Below are 18858 nucleotides of genomic sequence, written 5' to 3' on the forward strand. Positions count from 1 at the left end.
GTCCTTAGCTCAGCTGGATAGAGTACCTGGCTACGAACCAGGCGGTCGGAGGTTCGAATCCTCCAGGACGCGCCACTCATTGAAACAGCCTCGCAATTGCGAGGCTTTTTTGTATCTAGACATCTGAAATATGGCGTAGGATCACTAGAGCCTATGTTCCTCTTTTTTAAAAGCGAATATGTGCGTATCTAAGCAATTTGCTATCAAGCTTCTGTCGCATCGTGTGAAATCATCCTGATTATCCCTCCTATACACTGACTTCCATTTTTCATTTCAATCACTCTTATGTAGTTACTTTGTTTGTTATTTGTTTATTAATTGTTAATTTTATTCATCTTTTTGTTTTTGTTGGTTTTTACTGCGTGAGTACCGATTTGATTTTGAAATCTAAATCGCAGTTTTTATTTATGTCCTCCTTTACTCTGTTCATAAGGTGGTAGCGATTTGAAGTGATTATTTTGTCATGAACTGTGATCTGGGTAGTGAATAAATAATCATTTATCAGGATTACTACAAACCTTCCTTAAACAAAATTGACAAAATTTAACCAATCGAGATAATCCATGGGTCGGGATTTGACACTATTAAAGTCCTGCACGTTGTCAGGATGACAAAGAAAGGAAGCAACATGACTAATATAGGAAGCCTGCTAGTAGATGCGGCCACCCTGATGCTAACGGGGATGGCGGTCGTATTTATTTTCCTCACTATTCTTGTTTATCTCGTTCGGTTAATGTCGAAATTGGTACCAGAAGAAGTACCAGAGCCGATCGCAGCACCAAAAACAAACACTAATATTCAATCAACCTCTTCAGCTGTTAGTCCACAAGTAGTGGCGGCGATCTCGGCTGCGATTCATAAACATCGCGCCTCATTCGCGAAGTAGCCGAACTAGGATTAAAAAGGAGTTTAAGAGCATGTCTAAACCACTAGCTATTACTGATGTGGTCCTTCGTGATGCCCATCAATCACTATTTGCTACGCGTATGCGTATTGAGGATATGCTGCCTATCGCAGCTGAGTTGGATAAGGTTGGTTACTGGTCTCTAGAGACTTGGGGTGGTGCAACATTTGATTCTTGTATTCGATTCTTAGGGGAAGACCCTTGGGAGCGTTTACGTGAACTAAAAAAAGCGATGCCTAATACACCAATGCAAATGCTACTGCGTGGTCAAAACCTTTTAGGATACCGCCATTATGCCGACGACGTAGTAGAGAAGTTTGTTGAACGCGCGCATGCTAACGGCATGGATGTATTCCGTATTTTTGATGCAATGAATGACGTGCGAAACTTCCAGAAAGCCGTTAAAGCAACGGTTGATGTTGGTGCGCATGCTCAAGGTACGTTGTCTTACACTACGAGCCCAGTGCATAACGCAGACACTTGGGTTGACTTGGCAAAACGCCTAGAGGATTTAGGTTGTCATTCGCTGTGTATTAAAGATATGTCTGGCTTACTTAAGCCTTATGAAGCGGAAGAGCTTATCACGCGTATCAAAGCGTCTTGTGATGTGCCATTGGCACTTCATTGTCATGCAACAACGGGGCTGTCTACAGCAACAGCGGTAAAAGCAGTAGAAGCCGGTATTGATATTCTCGATACTGCGATTTCTTCAATGAGTTGTACTTACGGTCATACACCGACTGAAACGGTAGTCGCTATGCTAGAAGGCACCGAGCGAGATACCAATTTGAAACTCGAGCAACTGGAACCTATCGCCGCATATTTCCGTGAGATACGTAAGAAGTATGCGAAGTGGGAAGGCCAGTTAAAAGGAGTCGATTCACGCATCCTGATTGCTCAAGTGCCTGGTGGTATGTTGACCAATATGGAAGGCCAGTTGAAAGAGCAGGGCGCTGCGGATCGCATTGATGAAGTATTAGAAGAGATCCCTCGTGTACGTGAAGATCTTGGTTTCATTCCATTGGTGACTCCAACTTCACAGATCGTCGGTACGCAAGCGGTGATTAACGTTCTTACTGGCGAGCGCTATAAGAGTATTACCAAGGAAACCGCTGGCCTATTGAAAGGTGAGTACGGTCAAGCGCCAGCCGAGTTAAATGCAGAACTGCAAGCGAAAGTGCTTGATGGTAAAGAGCCAATTACCTGTCGTCCTGCCGATTTACTTGAGCCTGAAATGGAGACGCTTACGGTTGATCTGATGGAGAAAGCGAAATCAGAAGGCATTAAGCTAGCAAGTGAGCGTGTTGATGACGTACTCACTTATGCACTTTTCCCTCAAGTTGGGCTTAAGTTCCTTAAGAATCGTGAAAACCCAGAAGCATTTGAGCCTGCACCAACGCTAGAAGCTGAGAAGCCTGCTGTACCTGTAGCTCAACCAGCAACTGGTGGTGTAGAAACTTATAGTGTACGTGTTGACGGGCAGGTGTATGAGGTGGAAGTTGGCCCTCAAGGTGAACTGACATCTGTTGCTCCTTCTAATGCACCGGCAAAATCGGCTACACCTAGCGCACCTTCTAATGCTTCAGCAGAAGCGGTACCTGCTCCTCTTGCAGGTAACATCTTCAAAGTGAATGTTCAACCTGGTGCTGAGGTAGCTGAAGGCGATGTATTGCTCATCCTTGAAGCGATGAAAATGGAAACTGAAGTACGAGCGGCGCGTGGTGGTGTGGTTCAAGAGCTGAACGTTAAAGAAGGCGATGCTGTCACAGTAGGTGCGCCTCTGTTGAGCCTGGCGTAAGGGAGTATCATGGACGGATTGTTAACCCTTTGGGCAGAAACAGGGATCGCTAACTTCGAGTTCGGCCAAATCTGTATGATGCTGGTTGGTTGTACCTTGCTGTTTTTGGCAATTAAAAAAGGATTTGAACCTTTACTGTTATTGCCGATTGGTTTCGGTGCTATTTTGGCGAATATTCCAAATGCTGGCTTTACTGAGCCTGGTGGCTTGCTCTACTACGTTTACTACATTGGGATTGAATCGGGTGTGTTCCCGCTATTGATCTTCATGGGTGTGGGCGCGATGACTGACTTTGGTGCTTTGATCGCAAACCCAAAAACGTTGTGGTTAGGTGCGGCTGCGCAGTTTGGTATTTTTGCAACACTGTTTGGCGCTATTTTGCTCAACTATGTACCTGGCATGGAGTTCTCCATGGCAGATGCTTCGTCTATCGCGATCATCGGTGGTGCTGATGGGCCAACAGCGATTTTCTTAGCGAGTAAGCTCTCTCCAGATCTGCTAGGTGCGATTGCAGTCGCGGCATACAGCTATATGGCATTGGTGCCGATCATCCAGCCACCAATCATGAAAGCACTGACAACCAAGGAAGAGCGTCAAATCAAGATGGCTCAGCTTCGTCATGTTGGTAAATGGGAGAAAGTCATCTTCCCGCTTGCTGTATTACTGATGACGATTCTGTTCTTACCTTCAGCTACGCCATTGGTTGGTATGTTCTGTTTGGGTAACTTGATGCGTGAAGCTGGTGTGGTCGATCGTTTATCGAAAACTGCTCAAAATGAATTGATCAACATAGTGACTATCTTTTTAGGTCTTGGTGTTGGTTCTAAGCTGCAAGCTGAGCAGTTCTTGAACCTAGAAACGTTAGGTATCTTGGGGTTAGGCGCAGTTGCATTTAGTATCGGTACTGGTGCGGGCGTCCTGATGGCGAAACTGCTTAACAAGTTCTCGAAAGAAGACATCAACCCACTTATTGGTGCGGCTGGCGTTTCTGCGGTACCAATGGCCGCGCGAGTCGTAAACAAAGTTGGTTTACAAGCTAACCCGCAAAACTTTTTGTTAATGCATGCGATGGGACCAAACGTTGCTGGTGTGCTGGGTTCAGCCGTTGCGGCTGGTATATTGTTAGCACTTGTTGGTTAGACATTATTGAAAATGGAATGATCAACCAATTTACAAAATCACGATTAACTTAGGTTAACAAAATGGTTTATAGTCAAAGGGATGCTTTCGCATCCCTTTTTGTTTTCTTGCAGGGAATGGTTTATGGAACACAAACAGATCGTTATCACTGAGTTTGGTGATGCCAACGTACTCGCGATTCAACATGCTTCTACACCATCACCACAGCCTGGTGAAGTCTTAGTAAAAGTCGCTTTTTCAGGCGTAAATCCTATTGATGTCAAAACTCGAGCTGGGCTCGGTTGGGCAGCAGCGCAGAATAAGGATAATTTACCTTGGGTGCCAGGTTACGACATCTCAGGAAAAGTGATGTCTTGTGGAGAGGGGGCATCACGTTTTAATGAAGGTGATGAGGTGGCTGGATTTATTGGTTTCCCAGTTCGAGGCGGTGGTTACAGTCAATACATATGTGTTCCAGAAACTGAGTTAAGTCATGTTCCTAGCTCCGTAACTTTGGAGGCAGCTGCTGCATTACCGTTGGCGGGACAAACTGCGGCACAAGCTCTCAGTAAGGCTAATGTGACGGAAAACGATCGCGTACTTATCCTCGCTGGAGCCGGTGGTGTTGGACACCTCGCGGTACAAATTGCGATCGCGACGAAAGCGGAAGTCTTTACCACCTGCAGTGAACGAAATTTAGATTACCTTGCGACGCTCGGTGCTCATGCAGTGAACTATCAATTTGCACCAGTGTCAGAACGTGTTGAAGATGTTGATGTTTTGATTGATTTAGTAGGCGGAGATGCTGCGTTAGATGCGCTTAAATGCCTGAAAGACAATGCGAGAGTCATCACCGTTCCAACCATCACAGCTGAGCTGATTTGTGAAAAAGCCAAACTCCTAGGCTTTGAGGCTAGTGGCATGTTGGTTGAACCAGACCCTGCGCAGTTAGATACCTTGTTGTACATGGTGGGCGTTGGCTTACTGAAGACTGAAATTCATCAGGTTTATCCTATGAGTGATGTCATTGGTGCTCACCAGCAGGTCGAATCAGGAAGAACCAGAGGCAAGGTGTTGCTTGATATGACATGCTAGAAGCATTTAACACGAGTTTTGAAAGTTTAGCGCTTTGGTTTTCAGATTCAGCATTATGGGTGCTTTTCATGACCGGTTTTCTCAGTGCCACGTTGTTGCCTGGTGGTTCTGAGGCGGGCTTAGTTGCCACTCTCTCATTAAATCAATACTCCGTTTCTTCAATTGTTATGGTCGCTACTATCGGTAATACGCTTGGTGGCTTAACAAATTATTGGCTTGGCTTGTGGATTCCCAACAAAGCACAAGAGGAAAAGCACGGTCATACCGCATTAAAGTGGCTCTCTAAGTATGGCTATTGGGGATTATTTTTTAGCTGGTTACCTGTAATTGGAGACCCGCTGTGTTTAGCCGCAGGGTGGCTAAGAATGAAGTTTCTGCCTTGCGTGATTTTAATATTTTTAGGAAAGGCTGCTAGGTATAGCTTACTTGCGGTCATCTATCTCGGATTATTTTAAGGAAAGTACATGAAGATGTTTTGGGTTGGCGCGTGTTCACTGTTGGTGATCACGGGCTGTGCATCAAATACGCCAGTTTCATCACTGCCGAAAGGGGTAACTTTCGTTGAGTCATCGAAAGCTGAAGAAGGCAAAGTTAAGATTCCATACCAAAAGTATAAACTCGATAATGGTTTAACGGTGATCTTAGCTCCTGAAGATTCTGACCCATTGGTCCATGTGGATGTGACTTACCATGTTGGTTCAGCTCGTGAAGAAGTGGGTAAGTCTGGTTTTGCGCATTTCTTTGAGCACATGATGTTCCAAGGTTCAGAGAACGTTGGTGACCAAGAGCACTTCAGGATCATCACAGAGGCTGGAGGCACGTTAAATGGTACAACAAACCGCGATCGTACTAACTACTTTGAAACTGTCCCTGCTAACCAGCTCGAGAAAATGCTGTGGTTAGAGTCTGACCGTATGGGCTTTTTGCTGGATGCGGTTTCTCAACGCAAATTTGAAATTCAGCGTTCGACTGTAAAAAATGAGCGAGCCCAGCGTTACGATAATCGTCCTTATGGCTTAATTTGGGAGCGCATGTCCGAAGCGCTATATCCTGAAGGTCATCCGTATTCGTGGCAAACCATTGGTTATGTTGAAGATCTTGATCGTGTTGATGTGAACGACCTCAAAGCGTTTTTCTTGCGTTGGTATGGCCCAAACAATGCGACTATCACGATCGGTGGTGACTTAGACGTTGAACAAACTCTAGAGTGGGTAAATAAGTACTTCGGTTCGATTCCTCGTGGTCCTGAGGTTGAAAATGCGCCGAAAAAACCTGCAAAACTGCAAGAAGACAAATACATCACGCTAGAAGATCGTATTCAACAACCTATGGTGATGATCGCGTGGCCAACAACCTACAACGGCGAAGAAAGCCAAGCGTCTCTCGACACGTTATCAGAAGTATTGGGTGGCGGTACCAACAGCGTGCTCTATCAAGACCTAGTGAAGACTCAAAAAGCGGTCGATGCTGGTTCATTCCATGACTGTGCTGAACTGGCGTGTAACTTTTACGTTTACGCAATGGGCGATTCTGGAGACAAAGGCGACCTATCAAAACTGTACGACGAGCTTTTACAATCACTGAATCAGTTTGCGGAAAAAGGCGTGACAGAAGATCGCCTTGAGCAGTTGAAGGGTAAAGCGGAAGCGGATGCTATTTTTGCGCTAGAAAGCGTTAAAGGTAAAGTGACTCAGTTGGCTTCCAACGAGACATTTTTCGGCGATCCTGATCGTCTTGAGCAACAGCTTGAACAAATCCGTGCAGTTACGCCGACTTCGGTAGAAAAAGCGTATACGGACTTTATCCAAGGTAAGAACAAAGTGACCCTAAGCGTGGTCCCAAAAGGAAAAACAGACCTTGTCGTAAAACCTGCGACCTTTGTGACACCAAAGCGTACGCTGCCAGAATATGAGAAGATTTCCGATGACCAATTGGCGTATCGTCGTGCGACCGATAACTTCGATCGCTCAGTGCAACCGCCAGTAGGAGAACCAGTGAAAGCGACGATGCCAGAGCTGTACGAGTTACATTTCAAGAATGGCTCAGAGCTGCTTGGTGCAGTTAGCGATGAAACGCCGACGGTGATGATGCAATTTAGTCTACCTGCCGGGACACGTTTTGTTGAAAAGGGTAAAGAAGGTCTTGCCCAATTGACCGCTGCGATGTTGCAAGAAGGTACAACGAAACGCAGTGTCGAAGAGATTCAAGCTGAGCTTGATAAACTGGGTAGTGTTATCTCTGTTAATGCCACAGGTTATACAACAAACATCAGTGTTTCTGCTCTAGAAAAGAACTTAGAGCCGACGTTAAAAATTGTCGAAGAGATGTTGCTGTCTCCTGCATTTAATCAAGATGATTTCGAGCGTGTAAAAATGCAAGCGCTAGAAGGCCTGGTATATGAGCACCAAAATCCAAGTTGGATGGCGTCACAAGCGAGTCGCCAGGTGCTCTATGGGGATTCGGTTTTTGCTCGACCAAAAGACGGCACGCAAGCAGGTGTCAGTGCATTAACGTTGGATGATGTCCGTGAATTCTACTCGAAGCATTACACGCCACAAAGTGCGCAAATCGTCGTTGTTGGTGACATTGATCAACAGGAAATTGAACAGCAACTGAAGTTCTGGAAAAACTGGCAGGATGAAGCTGCGCCATTGTATGCACCGCAAAGCATTGCTGCATTAGGTGAGCAAAAGATCCATCTTGTTGATAAACCAGGAGCGCCGCAAAGTGTGGTCATGATGGTTCGTCAAGGTATGCCTTACGACGCAACGGGCGATTTTTACCTAAGCCAACTGGCAAACTTCAACTTAGCTGGGAACTTCAATAGCCGCATTAACCAAAATCTACGTGAAGACAAGGGTTACACATACGGTGCTTACGGCTACTTCTCTGGTAATCCAGAAACAGGCTCGGTGGTTTTCACCGCGCAAGTACGAGCGGATGCAACGGTTGCTTCGATCATTGAGATGGAAAATGAGCTAAATGAATACTCGCAGTCAGGTATTACTGATGAAGAGATGAAATTTATGCGTCAAGCGGTCGGTCAAAAAGATGCACTGAAATATGAAACGCCAACACAAAAAGCGGAGCTCATCAGTGATATTCTTAAGTACAACCTCGATCATGATTACTTGCAGCAAAGAAACGCTATCGTAGAAAAAGTCGATAAGCAGACGTTGAATGCGCTGGCTCAGAAATGGTTTGATCCAAATGACTATCAAATTATCGTCGTTGGTGATGCTAAATCGTTGCGTCCTCAATTAGAAAAGTTGGGGAAAGACGTAGAAGAGCTTGAAATCATTCGATAGAGTACACATTTAATAGCGGAGAAACGTTTCTCCGCTATTCATCTAGATAAGTAACTTTTCGTGGGTTATTTATCTAGATGCGTTAACTATCAATAACTTAGCTTACACTTGTGTTATGTAACAAGTGTCCTGCTCCCAATATAAGCGAACCTCATTTTGACTGATTTTGCTGCGCGACTAAAAAAAGTTGCATCAAACCCCGAAGTATTTAAGCAGTTTGGACGCGGTGTTGAGCGAGAAACTTTGCGCTATCGTCAGGATGGACATCTAGCTACAACTCCTCATCCTGAAGGGTTAGGCTCTGCGTTCACAAATCAATGGATCACAACGGATTTTTCGGAATCATTGTTAGAGTTCATTACGCCTGTGTCACATGAAATTCCAGAACTGATGGCACAGCTGAAAGATATCCATCATTTCACTCAAACCAAAATGGGTGAAGAGAAAATGTGGCCACTATCAATGCCTTGCTACGTAGGCTCAGAGGATGATATTCAGTTAGCCCAGTATGGCTCTTCGAATGCAGCGAAAATGAAAACGCTGTACCGAGAAGGCCTAAAGCGTCGCTATGGCAGCCTGATGCAAATTATTTCAGGTGTCCATTTTAACTTCTCGTTTCCTGAAACATTTTGGGATGCGCTCTATGGCGAGCAAGATGAACAAGCCCGCCAAGATGCTAAGTCTGATGCGTACTTTGCGTTGATCCGTAATTACTACCGCTTTGGCTGGATGATTCCCTACTTCTTTGGTGCATCACCAGCGTTATGTGGCTCTTTTATTCAAGGTCGTGAAACCGATCTGCCATTCGAGAAGATTGGCGGGACATTATATTTGCCGAAGTCGACGTCTTTGCGTTTGAGCGATCTTGGCTATACCAATAGTGCGCAAAGTGTGCTGAAAATTGGTTTTAACAGCATTGACCAATACCTCGATGGTTTGAGTGATGCGATTCGCCACCCATCAGAAGAGTTTGCGAAAATTGGGGTAAAAGTGGATGGTGAATACCGCCAGCTTAATTCCAATATCTTACAAATTGAGAATGAACTGTACGCTCCGATTCGTCCAAAACGTGTATCGAAAAGTGGTGAGAAGCCTTCAGATGCGTTACGACGCGGTGGTGTCGAATACATTGAAGTTCGTTCTCTAGATGTTAACCCATTCAGCGCAGTGGGCTTAAATGAAGAGCAAGTACGATTCTTGGATCTCTTCCTTACCTGGGCGGCCTTGTCAGACTCAGACCCTATGGATAACTGTGAATTAGAGTGTTGGCGCGATAACTGGAATAAAGTCATTGTTTCTGGCCGTGAAAAAGGTCTAATGCTGCAAATTGGTTGTCAAGGTGAACATCTATCTCTACAAGATTGGGCACACCGAGTTTTCGTCGAGTTACGTCAAATAGCACAGCAAATGGATATGACCGCTGGTGGCAGTGCATACCAAGATGTGTGTAATCAACTCGAGACATGGATTGATAACCCAGAACTAACGATCTCTGGTCAACTATTAGAGCTAACGAAAGAGCTGGGTGGGCTAGGTAAAGTTGGTTGTACTCTTGGTATGAAGTACCGTGATGAAAACCTAGCTCACGGTTACCAGTACTACTCACAAGATACGATGGAAACGGAAGTAGCGTCATCCGTGGAAAAACAAAAGCAAGCAGAGCAGAGTGATACGCTTTCTTTTGATGATTTTTTGGAAGATTACTTTGCTTACCTGAAGCAGTAATGACTAACTAAGGATTGGTGCGGTTGAACATTAAGTCGTCAGTAGTAGCGGTACTTGGAAGCGTGTTACTTGCAGGTTGTGCTACGGCACCGCCAAAGCAGCAGAATAACTTATGCGAGATATTCCGAGAGAAATCCGGTTGGTACGATGATGCCAAAGATATGGAAGATGAATGGGGTACCCCTATTCATGTCGCTATGGCCATCATTAAACAAGAAAGCAGCTTTCGGCACGATGCAAAACCACCTAAAGATTATTTGCTAGGGTTTATTCCTTGGGGACGAGTCAGCAGTGCGTATGGTTACGCTCAAGCTCAAGACCCTGCTTGGGAAGACTTCCAAGATGCTACAGGTCAGGGTGGCTCTCGTACCAACTTCGATGATTCTATGATGTTTGTCGGTTGGTACACTCATGAAACACGGCGTCAGCTAGGGATTTCATTATGGGATCCCTATAACCAGTATCTGGCTTATCATGAAGGGCGAGGTGGGTATAAGCGAGGCACTTATAATCGAAAACCTAGTTTAATCAAAGTCGCTCGACGTGTTGAACAAACAGCGAAAACTTATGGCTGGCAGCTGAAGCAATGTCGTCAGGAATTAGAAGACAACAGCAGCTGGTTCTTTTAGCCCACAGTCAGTTCATGTGCTGTAGGGATGAATGACATTTACCCATTACCGAAAGGTACTGGAGTTACAATCAGGAGAGATGTAATGCCTTTACTCGATAGTTTTACCGTGGACCACACTCGTATGAACGCACCCGCTGTACGAGTGGCGAAAACCATGCAGACCCCAAAAGGGGATACGATTACTGTTTTCGACTTACGCTTTACTGCGCCAAACAAAGACATTCTTTCTGAAAAAGGTATTCACACCCTAGAGCACCTTTATGCAGGCTTTATGCGTAATCACCTAAACGGTGATTCTGTTGAGATCATCGATATTTCGCCTATGGGTTGCCGCACAGGTTTTTACATGAGCCTGATTGGCACACCATCAGAGCAGCAAGTCGCAGATGCTTGGATTGCAGCAATGGAAGACGTGCTGAAGGTAGAAAGTCAGAATAAGATCCCTGAACTTAACGAATACCAATGCGGCACGGCAGCAATGCACTCTTTAAAAGAAGCACAACAGATCGCAAAGAACATTTTGGATGCTGGTGTTTCGGTGAACAAAAATGATGAACTTGCTTTGCCTGAGTCGATGTTAAAAGAGTTGCGCATCGACTAGGTGCTCATTAAGAAGCATATTGCCCCAATAAGTAAAAAGCCTGACATGAGTCAGGCTTTTCTTTTGGTTATTTGGATGTCGATTTTTTCTTCTTCGGATAAACACGAACGAGCTTGATTCGGTTCTCTTCAATCTCAACAAGTTCCATTGGGTGACCCGCTACTCTCACACTTAGATGGCTCTCAGGAATATCTTCCAAGTGTTCTAAAATGAGCCCGTTTAGCGTTCTCGGACCATCCGTTGGTAAATCCCATTTCAGGCCTTTGTTAATATCTCGGATATTGGTGCTGCCTTCAATAAGAAAGCTTCCGTCACCTTGAGGACTGATTTCATCAGAGAGGCTTGGAGAAATTGACGTCGTGAACTCACCAATGATCTCTTCCAGAATATCTTCAAGAGTAATTAGACCGATGATATCACCGTACTCATCCACGATCAGACCGATACGTTGCTTGTTACGTTGGAATTTCAACATTTGCACGTTCAGTGGTGTGCCTTCTGGGATGTAATAGACCTCATCAGCAGCACGTAATAGCGTTTCTTTGTTGAATTCGTTCTTTTCCAACATCAGACGATAAGCTTCACGCAAGCGCAGCATGCCAACCACTTCATCAATTTGGTCACGATAGAAAACTATGCGCCCATGTGGTGAGTGGGTTAGCTGACGAACAATGGATTTCCAGTCGTCGTTAATATCGATACCAGTAATTTCATTGCGTGGGACCATAATGTCGTTCACGGTGACGTGCTCAAGATCCAAAATAGACACCAGCATGTCTTGGTGTCGGCGAGGGATCAAACCGCCAGCTTCATTTACTACCGTACGCAGCTCATCGGAGCTAAGATGATCTTCTGCTGAGTGATCCGCTCTTACACCAAGTAAGCGGATAAAGCCATTCGTAATAAAGTTAACAAGCATCACTAAAGGCGACAGTAACTTCATCAGTATGGTCAATAATATACTGCTCGCGTAGGACACACGTTCAGGGTAAAGCGCTGCAATTGTTTTAGGGGTAACCTCGGCAAAAACCAATACAACCATAGTTAGTGCACCGGTTGCGATAGCGACACCTAAATCACCATACAAACGCATACCAATAATGGTCGCGATAGCAGACGCGAGAATATTAACGAGGTTGTTGCCGATAAGAATAAGACCAATCAAACGATCTGGACGGTCTAATAGTCTTTCGACTCGCTTAGCACCCTTATGCCCGTTTTTGGCTAAGTGTTTTAAGCGATAACGATTCAGAGACATCATCCCTGTTTCTGAACCGGAAAAGTAACCTGATATGACGATAAGACACGCGAGTAGCGCAAACAAGATACCCGTAGAGATGTCGTCCAAAACGTTGCTGTTCCTTGTAAGTATTGGGTTATATAACGGTTGAGTATGTCCGTTAAGTCAAAGAGTTAAGGCGTACTGTATTTTATCTAGCCTAAAATATAAAGGATAGGAGCCCTAGAGCTCCCTAATTCAAGATGATTTCTTTTACAAAGCGACTGCCAAAATATGCCAGAGTTAACAGTGTTGCTCCTGCAACAGCGAACCATGTGACTTTTCTACCACGCCAGCCTTTTTGATAGTGACCCCAAAGCAGTATTGAGTACACTACCCAAGCGATGAAAGAAAGAATGCCCTTATGTGCCTTACCTTGGGCAAACATATCCTGCACAAAGACAAAGCCAGTAATGAGCGTGGCAGTTAACAATAAGTTACCGATCAAAATAATTTTGAAGAGTTGACGCTCCACCATTAATAGAGGCGGCAGGTTTGGGTTAATCGCCAAAGATTTTTTTGCTTTCAGTTTGTGATCCAGCCAAGCCAACTGAAGCGCATAGAGTGCCCCGATAGTTAAAGTCGCGTATGAGAAGAGCGCAAATGAAATATGAATGAGTAGCTTAGGGTCATTCTCTAGGTGCTTTATAAACGTGCTTGGCAAAAATGTGGCAGCAGATAAATTGATGGCAGCAAAGCTATAAACGACAGGCAATAAAAACCACAGTCGGTTTTTCAACATAGCAAGGCTCATGACCAGAGAAATAATAAAACTGATCAAAGAAGCCACGTTGAGAATACTCAGGTTTTGACCTGAACCATCAAAAATCAGATCACTCAAAATCCACGCATGAAAAACAAGCGCACAGGCAGCACTAGCAAACACTGTTTTTGCTTTGATTCCTGACTGTTGTGAGAGTCCGGGTATGATGGTCGCAATCGCCAAGACATAAAGTATGGCGGCCGCGATGGCTATTAAGCTATCCATGAATCCTAAATATTATTGTGCACGATGGAGAAATTATACCTTGCATTACACTTTGGGGCTACGTTATATCCGACATCAATCGTGAGAGATGAGATATTGAAATTAATAAGTTACCGCACCATATATAAATAGAGACAAGAATAGGACAGCGGTACGGGTATGACTCAGACCTTGGCTAATGTATACTCACACTAATTAATCGCCATTTTAGCGAAGAGACAAAGATGTTTGAGAATTTAACGGATCGATTATCCAAAACGCTGAAAAATATCAGTGGCAAAGGTCGTCTGACCGAAGACAACATTAAAGAAACCCTACGTGAAGTCCGAATGGCTCTACTTGAAGCTGACGTTGCGCTTCCGGTCGTTCGTGAATTTGTGAACCGCGTTAAAGAAAAAGCGGTGGGCGTAGAAGTTTCTAAATCTCTGACTCCAGGTCAGGAATTTATCAAGATCGTTCAAACAGAACTTGAAGCCGTAATGGGTGAGTCGAATGAGGCGCTAAACCTTGCCGCTCAACCACCTGCTGTGCTTCTTATGGCAGGTCTACAAGGTGCGGGTAAAACCACATCGGTAGGTAAGTTATCTAAGCTTCTAAAAGAACGTGACAAGAAGAAAGTTTTGGTTGTGTCTGCCGACGTTTACCGTCCTGCGGCAATCAAGCAGCTTGAAACACTGGCATCAGACATCGGTGTTGACTTCTTCCCATCATCACCAGACCAAAAGCCTATTGATATCGCCAATGCAGCGATTGACCATGCGAAGAAAAAATTCTACGACGTACTTATTGTCGATACCGCAGGTCGTTTGGCAATTGATGAAGAGATGATGGGGGAGATCAAAGATCTTCACGCAGCTATCAACCCAGTAGAAACGCTATTTGTTGTTGACGCCATGACGGGTCAAGACGCAGCAAATACAGCAAAAGCCTTTGGCGATGCGCTACCTCTTACCGGTGTAGTTCTAACTAAGGTTGATGGTGATGCTCGTGGTGGTGCGGCACTTTCAGTACGCCATGTCACGGGCAAACCAATCAAATTCTTGGGTGTCGGTGAAAAAACTGACGCGCTAGAACCGTTCCACCCAGATCGTGTTGCTTCACGTATTCTTGGCATGGGTGACGTTCTGTCTTTGATTGAAGACCTACAACGCAACGTTGACCAAGAAAAGGCAGAAAAGTTAGCGAAGAAGTTCAAAGAGAAGAAAGGTTTCGACCTTGAAGATTTCCGTGAACAGCTAGGCCAGATGCAAAACATGGGCGGCATGATGGGGATGATGGATAAGCTTCCAGGAATGTCCCAGCTACCAGACAATGTGAAAGATAAAGTCGATGACAAGATGTTCAAACAGATGGAAGCGATCATCAGCTCCATGACAATGAAAGAACGTCAACGCCCAGAAATTATCAAGGGCTCGCGCAAGAAGCGTATCGCGGCTGGTTCTGGTGTGCAGGTTCAAGATGTAAACCGCTTACTAAAACAGTTCACCCAAATGCAGAAAATGATGAAAAAGATGCAAAAAGGTGGCATGAAAGGCATGATGCGCAACATGCAAGGCATGATGGGCGGCATGGGTGGTGGCGGTGGCTTCAACCCATTTGGTCGTTAATTAATCGATCACGCATAGATTCAGGGTGTTAGGTACGTCACAAACTTTAAATTCAATTTATGTTGGTGAAAAAGTAACTAAACTCCTTGCATTGCTCCGGGAGAAGAGTAAAATTCCGGAGCTTTATTTTGGCACGAGACCCCAAACTGTTTAATTTCTTGAATGGTTTTTGGGGTTAATTTTATTTTTGAGAAAGCAAAGAGGACGACATGGTAACCATTCGTTTGGCACGTCACGGCGCTAAAAAGCGTCCATTTTATCAAATCGTAGTAGCGGACAGCCGCAACGCTGCAACTGGCCGTTTCATCGAGAAAGTTGGTTTCTTCAACCCAACTGCTAAAGGTCAAGAAGAAGGTCTACGTCTAGACCTAGACCGCGTTAACCACTGGGTTGGTCAAGGCGCGTCAGTATCTGACCGTGTTGCTAAGCTAGTTAAAGACGCTCAAAAAGCGGCTTAATTTTTTACTTGAAAAGTAGAAACTAGTTTATGTCGATGAAAGGTAAAGAAACAATGAGCAACGAAAAGATTGTTGTAGGCAAGTTTGGTGCTACTTACGGCATTCGTGGTTGGCTTAAGGTTTTTTCCTACACAGACAATGCTGAAAGCATTTTCGATTACAGCCCTTGGTACATTAACCAAAAGGGCAAGTGGGTTGAGTACAAAGTAGAAAGCTGGAAGCGCCATAACAAAGGTATGGTGGCTAAGCTGGAAGGCATGGATGTTCGTGAAGACGCGCATCTAATGACGAACTTTGAAATTGCTATTGACCCTGCGGTACTTCCTGAATTGTCAGAAGATGAGTTCTACTGGCGCGAATTGTTTGGGATGCAAGTTGTAACTACTAAAGGTTACGATCTAGGTGTCGTTACTGACATGCTAGAAACTGGCTCAAACGATGTTCTGGTTGTTAAAGCAAATCTTAAAGATGCTTTCGGGCAGAAGGAACGATTAATCCCGTTCCTTGAAGAGCAAGTGATCATTAATGTTGATCGCGAAGCTCAACGGATCGAAGTTGACTGGGATCCTGGATTCTAATCTCCAAAATTACAGAGCGAGATAAACATGTGGGTTGGCGTTATTAGCCTTTTTCCAGAAATGTTCCGTTCTGTTACTGATTTTGGAGTAACAGGTCAAGCGGTTAAAAAAGGTCTTTTGTCGATTGAGACTTGGAATCCTAGAGATTTCACTCACGACAAACATCGCACAGTCGATGACCGACCTTACGGTGGTGGCCCTGGTATGTTAATGATGGTTCAGCCTTTGCGCGATGCCATTCATACCGCGAAAGCAACATCACCGGGCAAGACGAAAGTCATCTACCTTTCTCCTCAAGGTCGCAAGCTCGACCAGAAAGGAGTGGAAGAACTGGCAACGAATGAGAACTTGCTTCTGATTTGTGGTCGTTATGAAGGGGTAGATGAGCGCATCATTCAATCTGAAGTCGACGAAGAATGGTCGATTGGTGATTTTGTGATGACGGGTGGTGAGATACCAGCCATGACGTTAATCGACTCTGTCTCTCGGTTTGTTCCGGGTGTACTAGGGGATTTCGCGTCAGCAGAAGAAGACTCTTTTGCAAATGGCTTGTTAGATTGCCCTCACTATACGCGTCCAGAAGTATTGGATGACAAAGAGGTACCAGCTGTACTGATGTCAGGCAATCACAAGGACATTCGTCAATGGCGACTCAAGCAGTCGTTGGGCCGTACTTGGCTAAGAAGACCAGAGCTCCTGGAAAACCTAGCTCTGACTGACGAACAGGAACAATTACTTGCTGAGTTTGTTAATGAGCATAAAGCCATTAAAGAACATAACGCAAAGTAACCTAATTTATTTAGTATCAGTTTATTCTAGGAATTTAAAAAATGAGTAACATCATCAAAGCTCTTGAAGAAGAGCAAATGAAATCAGACCTACCTAAATTTGCACCAGGTGACACTGTTGTAGTTCAAGTTAAGGTAAAAGAAGGTGACCGTGAGCGTCTACAGGCTTTCGAAGGCGTTGTAATCGCAATCCGTAACCGTGGTCTACACTCTGCTTTCACTGTACGTAAGATCTCTAACGGTGAAGGTGTTGAGCGTACGTTCCAAACACACTCTCCAATCGTTGATAGCATCGAAGTTAAACGCCGTGGTGCAGTACGTCGTGCCAAGTTGTACTACCTACGTGAGCGTTCTGGTAAGTCTGCTCGTATCAAAGAGAAACTTGCTAAGAAGTAATGCTATAACTAGCGTTCTCATCTTAAACGGAGTCCTTTTAGGGCTCCGTTTTTTTATTTGTGTAATTAGCTTGCTCGTTTCTTTTCGCCCGACCTGCACTGTCGATGCTCATGCACTGACGTACACTCCACGCCTCTGTCTTGTTGTGAATAGACTCCTGATGTCGCTATGGCTCCTCGGAATGACAGGAAATGATGGTCAAAGATTACAGAGTACCGTGGTTAAAATTCGTCATTCTGGACAGCGACGAAGGAGCGTGATTCAGAATCTACTAGTCTAGCATGCAATTGTTTACGTTGTTAGCTTCATCCTTGCTATGCGTAGATTCCTGATGCCGCTATGGCTCCTCGGAATGACAGGAAATGATGGTCAAAGATTATAGAGTACCGTGGTTAAAATTCGTCATTCTGGACAGCGACGAAGGAGCGTGATTCAGGTTCCCCAAGAAGGAACCTAGGGTATTCCTTTACCCTAGGTCTCAATTTAATACTGGTCTTCAGACCAGCCATCACTATCGGACATATCGGGTGCGCCTGGGATGGTGTTTTCTTCATCTGCCCATTCACCAAAATCAATCATTTGGCATTGTTTACTGCAGAAAGGGCGATGAGGACTTTGTTCTCCCCATTCTACGTCGGCGCCACATTGTGGACATTGAACGATGGTAACTTTAGACATAGTTGAGCGTCCCATTACTAATTGGTGTTAAAGGGTAGTATACCTAAACGAATTAAAGATGGCTTATTAAACGCGCTATTGCTGCTACGAAATTTTATCAAATATAAGCGCAATAAAGCGTTGAATTTTAGATTATGGAGGCGAGGCTGAGTGTCGTCTTAGCTGCACACAGCAAGTTCAAATTCAATATCTTGTGTGCACGCTTGACCGTTTTCAAACGACATGAACTTGATCGCAAAGCGGTTTTTATGGCCTGAAATCATAGGATACACGCCATATTCCATTGGGATGTGAAGTCTTAGAATGTTGGCTTCATCAGCGTCACTTTGGAAGAAACCTGCACGACCGATTTGAGCTTTGAAATGTCCGGTCTCTCTAGTGAGCTTTAACCATAACGAAAGCGCATCAGATAAGGGCTTTAAGCTTGCTTGCCACTGTTGTGCATCACGCTTTTTACGTTCAATAGGTAGATGAAGCCAGTAGTGTAATGCTGGCAGATCAAAACAGCATGAACCACCCGGTAGATTAAAGCGTTGACGGATAGAGCTTAGGAAGCGATCTTCTTTTAGTGCTTGACCAAAACGTTCTGCACCCATTAGTTGGCTATGAACGACATCTATCTCTTGTAGTAGGGTATTTAATGCGTCTTGATCGACGCCATCAACATTTAGCCAATGGCGGTACGACAGCCGTTGCTTCTCAAGATCTTTAGCCAGTTCACTTTTCAGTTGGATTTGTTCGAAGATCTCAACCATATCGAATAACGCACGGAAAAACAGTTGATACTGATGATTTTCGCTAAACCCAGAGGCCAAGTGAGCCTGACGCAGCAGAGACTCCACTCTTAGATAAATACGAGTTTTCTCATTTAACGGATGTTCAAATTTGTGCGTGGTCATCGACAT

The 18858-nt window shown here is 44.7% G+C and carries 18 protein-coding genes; 14 read left to right on the forward strand and 4 right to left on the reverse strand.

From position 1 onward, the window contains the following. Positions 1–628: 628 nt before the first annotated feature. From R8N47_RS02130 to luxS, 9 genes are all read left to right on the forward strand, one after another. Entirely contained in the window at positions 629–886 is a 258-nt protein-coding gene (locus R8N47_RS02130) for an oxaloacetate decarboxylase subunit gamma (RefSeq protein ID WP_005379932.1), read from the forward strand. Positions 887–917: 31 nt separating this feature from the next. Continuing rightward, on the forward strand, positions 918–2702 hold the full coding sequence (gene oadA, locus R8N47_RS02135) for a sodium-extruding oxaloacetate decarboxylase subunit alpha (RefSeq protein WP_318070285.1): 1785 nt from the start codon (positions 918–920) through the stop codon (positions 2700–2702). 9 nt (positions 2703–2711) lie between these two features. Continuing rightward, positions 2712–3842 carry a sodium ion-translocating decarboxylase subunit beta gene (locus R8N47_RS02140; RefSeq protein WP_005379935.1) on the forward strand — a complete coding sequence of 377 codons (1131 nt, stop codon included), beginning with the start codon at positions 2712–2714 and terminating at the stop codon, positions 3840–3842. A gap of 123 nt (positions 3843–3965) precedes the next feature. Then, entirely contained in the window at positions 3966–4916 is a 951-nt protein-coding gene (locus tag R8N47_RS02145; protein WP_054574809.1) for an NADP-dependent oxidoreductase, read from the forward strand. Continuing rightward, positions 4910–5371 (forward strand): YqaA family protein, encoded by a 462-nt coding sequence (locus R8N47_RS02150; RefSeq protein ID WP_025768180.1) that lies wholly within the window; start codon positions 4910–4912, stop codon positions 5369–5371. Before R8N47_RS02145 ends, R8N47_RS02150 begins: the two co-directional genes overlap by 7 nt. Before the next feature lie 9 nt (positions 5372–5380). Continuing rightward, positions 5381–8224: a M16 family metallopeptidase gene (locus R8N47_RS02155; protein WP_064354295.1), complete on the forward strand. Its 2844-nt coding sequence runs from the start codon at positions 5381–5383 to the stop codon at positions 8222–8224. 156 nt (positions 8225–8380) lie between these two features. Further along, entirely contained in the window at positions 8381–9949 is a 1569-nt protein-coding gene (gene gshA / locus R8N47_RS02160; protein ID WP_064354294.1) for a glutamate--cysteine ligase, read from the forward strand. 23 nt (positions 9950–9972) lie between these two features. Then, the gene (locus R8N47_RS02165; protein WP_005379943.1) at positions 9973–10578 is read left to right on the forward strand and encodes a hypothetical protein; all 606 of its coding nucleotides are present in this window, start codon (positions 9973–9975) and stop codon (positions 10576–10578) included. 84 nt (positions 10579–10662) lie between these two features. Continuing rightward, positions 10663–11181 (forward strand): S-ribosylhomocysteine lyase, encoded by a 519-nt coding sequence (gene luxS / locus R8N47_RS02170; protein WP_017820391.1) that lies wholly within the window; start codon positions 10663–10665, stop codon positions 11179–11181. A 67-nt stretch (positions 11182–11248) separates the two neighbouring features. On the opposite strand, the gene R8N47_RS02175 is transcribed toward luxS, so the two are convergent. Next, positions 11249–12529, reverse strand: coding sequence for an HlyC/CorC family transporter (locus tag R8N47_RS02175; protein WP_005379948.1), 1281 nt, complete (start codon positions 12527–12529; stop codon positions 11249–11251). Between the two features lie 124 nt (positions 12530–12653). Further along, positions 12654–13448, reverse strand: a complete 795-nt coding sequence (locus R8N47_RS02180; protein ID WP_005379950.1) for an inner membrane protein YpjD — start codon at positions 13446–13448, stop codon at positions 12654–12656. Positions 13449–13672: 224 nt separating this feature from the next. Between R8N47_RS02180 and ffh the strand changes: the two genes are divergently transcribed. The 5 genes from ffh to rplS all read left to right on the forward strand — a co-directional run bounded on the left by ffh (position 13673) and on the right by rplS (position 17275). Further along, entirely contained in the window at positions 13673–15055 is a 1383-nt protein-coding gene (gene ffh, locus R8N47_RS02185) for a signal recognition particle protein (RefSeq protein WP_005385423.1), read from the forward strand. Between the two features lie 209 nt (positions 15056–15264). Further along, positions 15265–15513, forward strand: a complete 249-nt coding sequence (gene rpsP / locus R8N47_RS02190; RefSeq protein ID WP_005379962.1) for a 30S ribosomal protein S16 — start codon at positions 15265–15267, stop codon at positions 15511–15513. Positions 15514–15542: 29 nt separating this feature from the next. After that, positions 15543–16091, forward strand: coding sequence for a ribosome maturation factor RimM (rimM, locus tag R8N47_RS02195; RefSeq protein WP_005379964.1), 549 nt, complete (start codon positions 15543–15545; stop codon positions 16089–16091). A gap of 27 nt (positions 16092–16118) precedes the next feature. Beyond that, positions 16119–16880, forward strand: coding sequence for a tRNA (guanosine(37)-N1)-methyltransferase TrmD (trmD, locus tag R8N47_RS02200; protein ID WP_064354293.1), 762 nt, complete (start codon positions 16119–16121; stop codon positions 16878–16880). Between the two features lie 41 nt (positions 16881–16921). After that, entirely contained in the window at positions 16922–17275 is a 354-nt protein-coding gene (gene rplS / locus R8N47_RS02205) for a 50S ribosomal protein L19 (protein ID WP_005379971.1), read from the forward strand. A 483-nt stretch (positions 17276–17758) separates the two neighbouring features. Here rplS and yacG read toward each other — a convergent pair whose 3' ends face one another. Both yacG and zapD read right to left on the reverse strand, forming a co-directional pair. Further along, a complete protein-coding gene (gene yacG / locus R8N47_RS02210) occupies positions 17759–17953 on the reverse strand; it encodes a DNA gyrase inhibitor YacG (protein WP_017635922.1) in 195 nt (64 codons plus the stop codon). Positions 17954–18111: 158 nt separating this feature from the next. After that, positions 18112–18852, reverse strand: coding sequence for a cell division protein ZapD (zapD, locus tag R8N47_RS02215; protein WP_005373086.1), 741 nt, complete (start codon positions 18850–18852; stop codon positions 18112–18114). Between the last annotated feature and the right edge of the window lie 6 nt (positions 18853–18858).

The organism is Vibrio sp. 2132-1 (assembly GCF_033344315.1).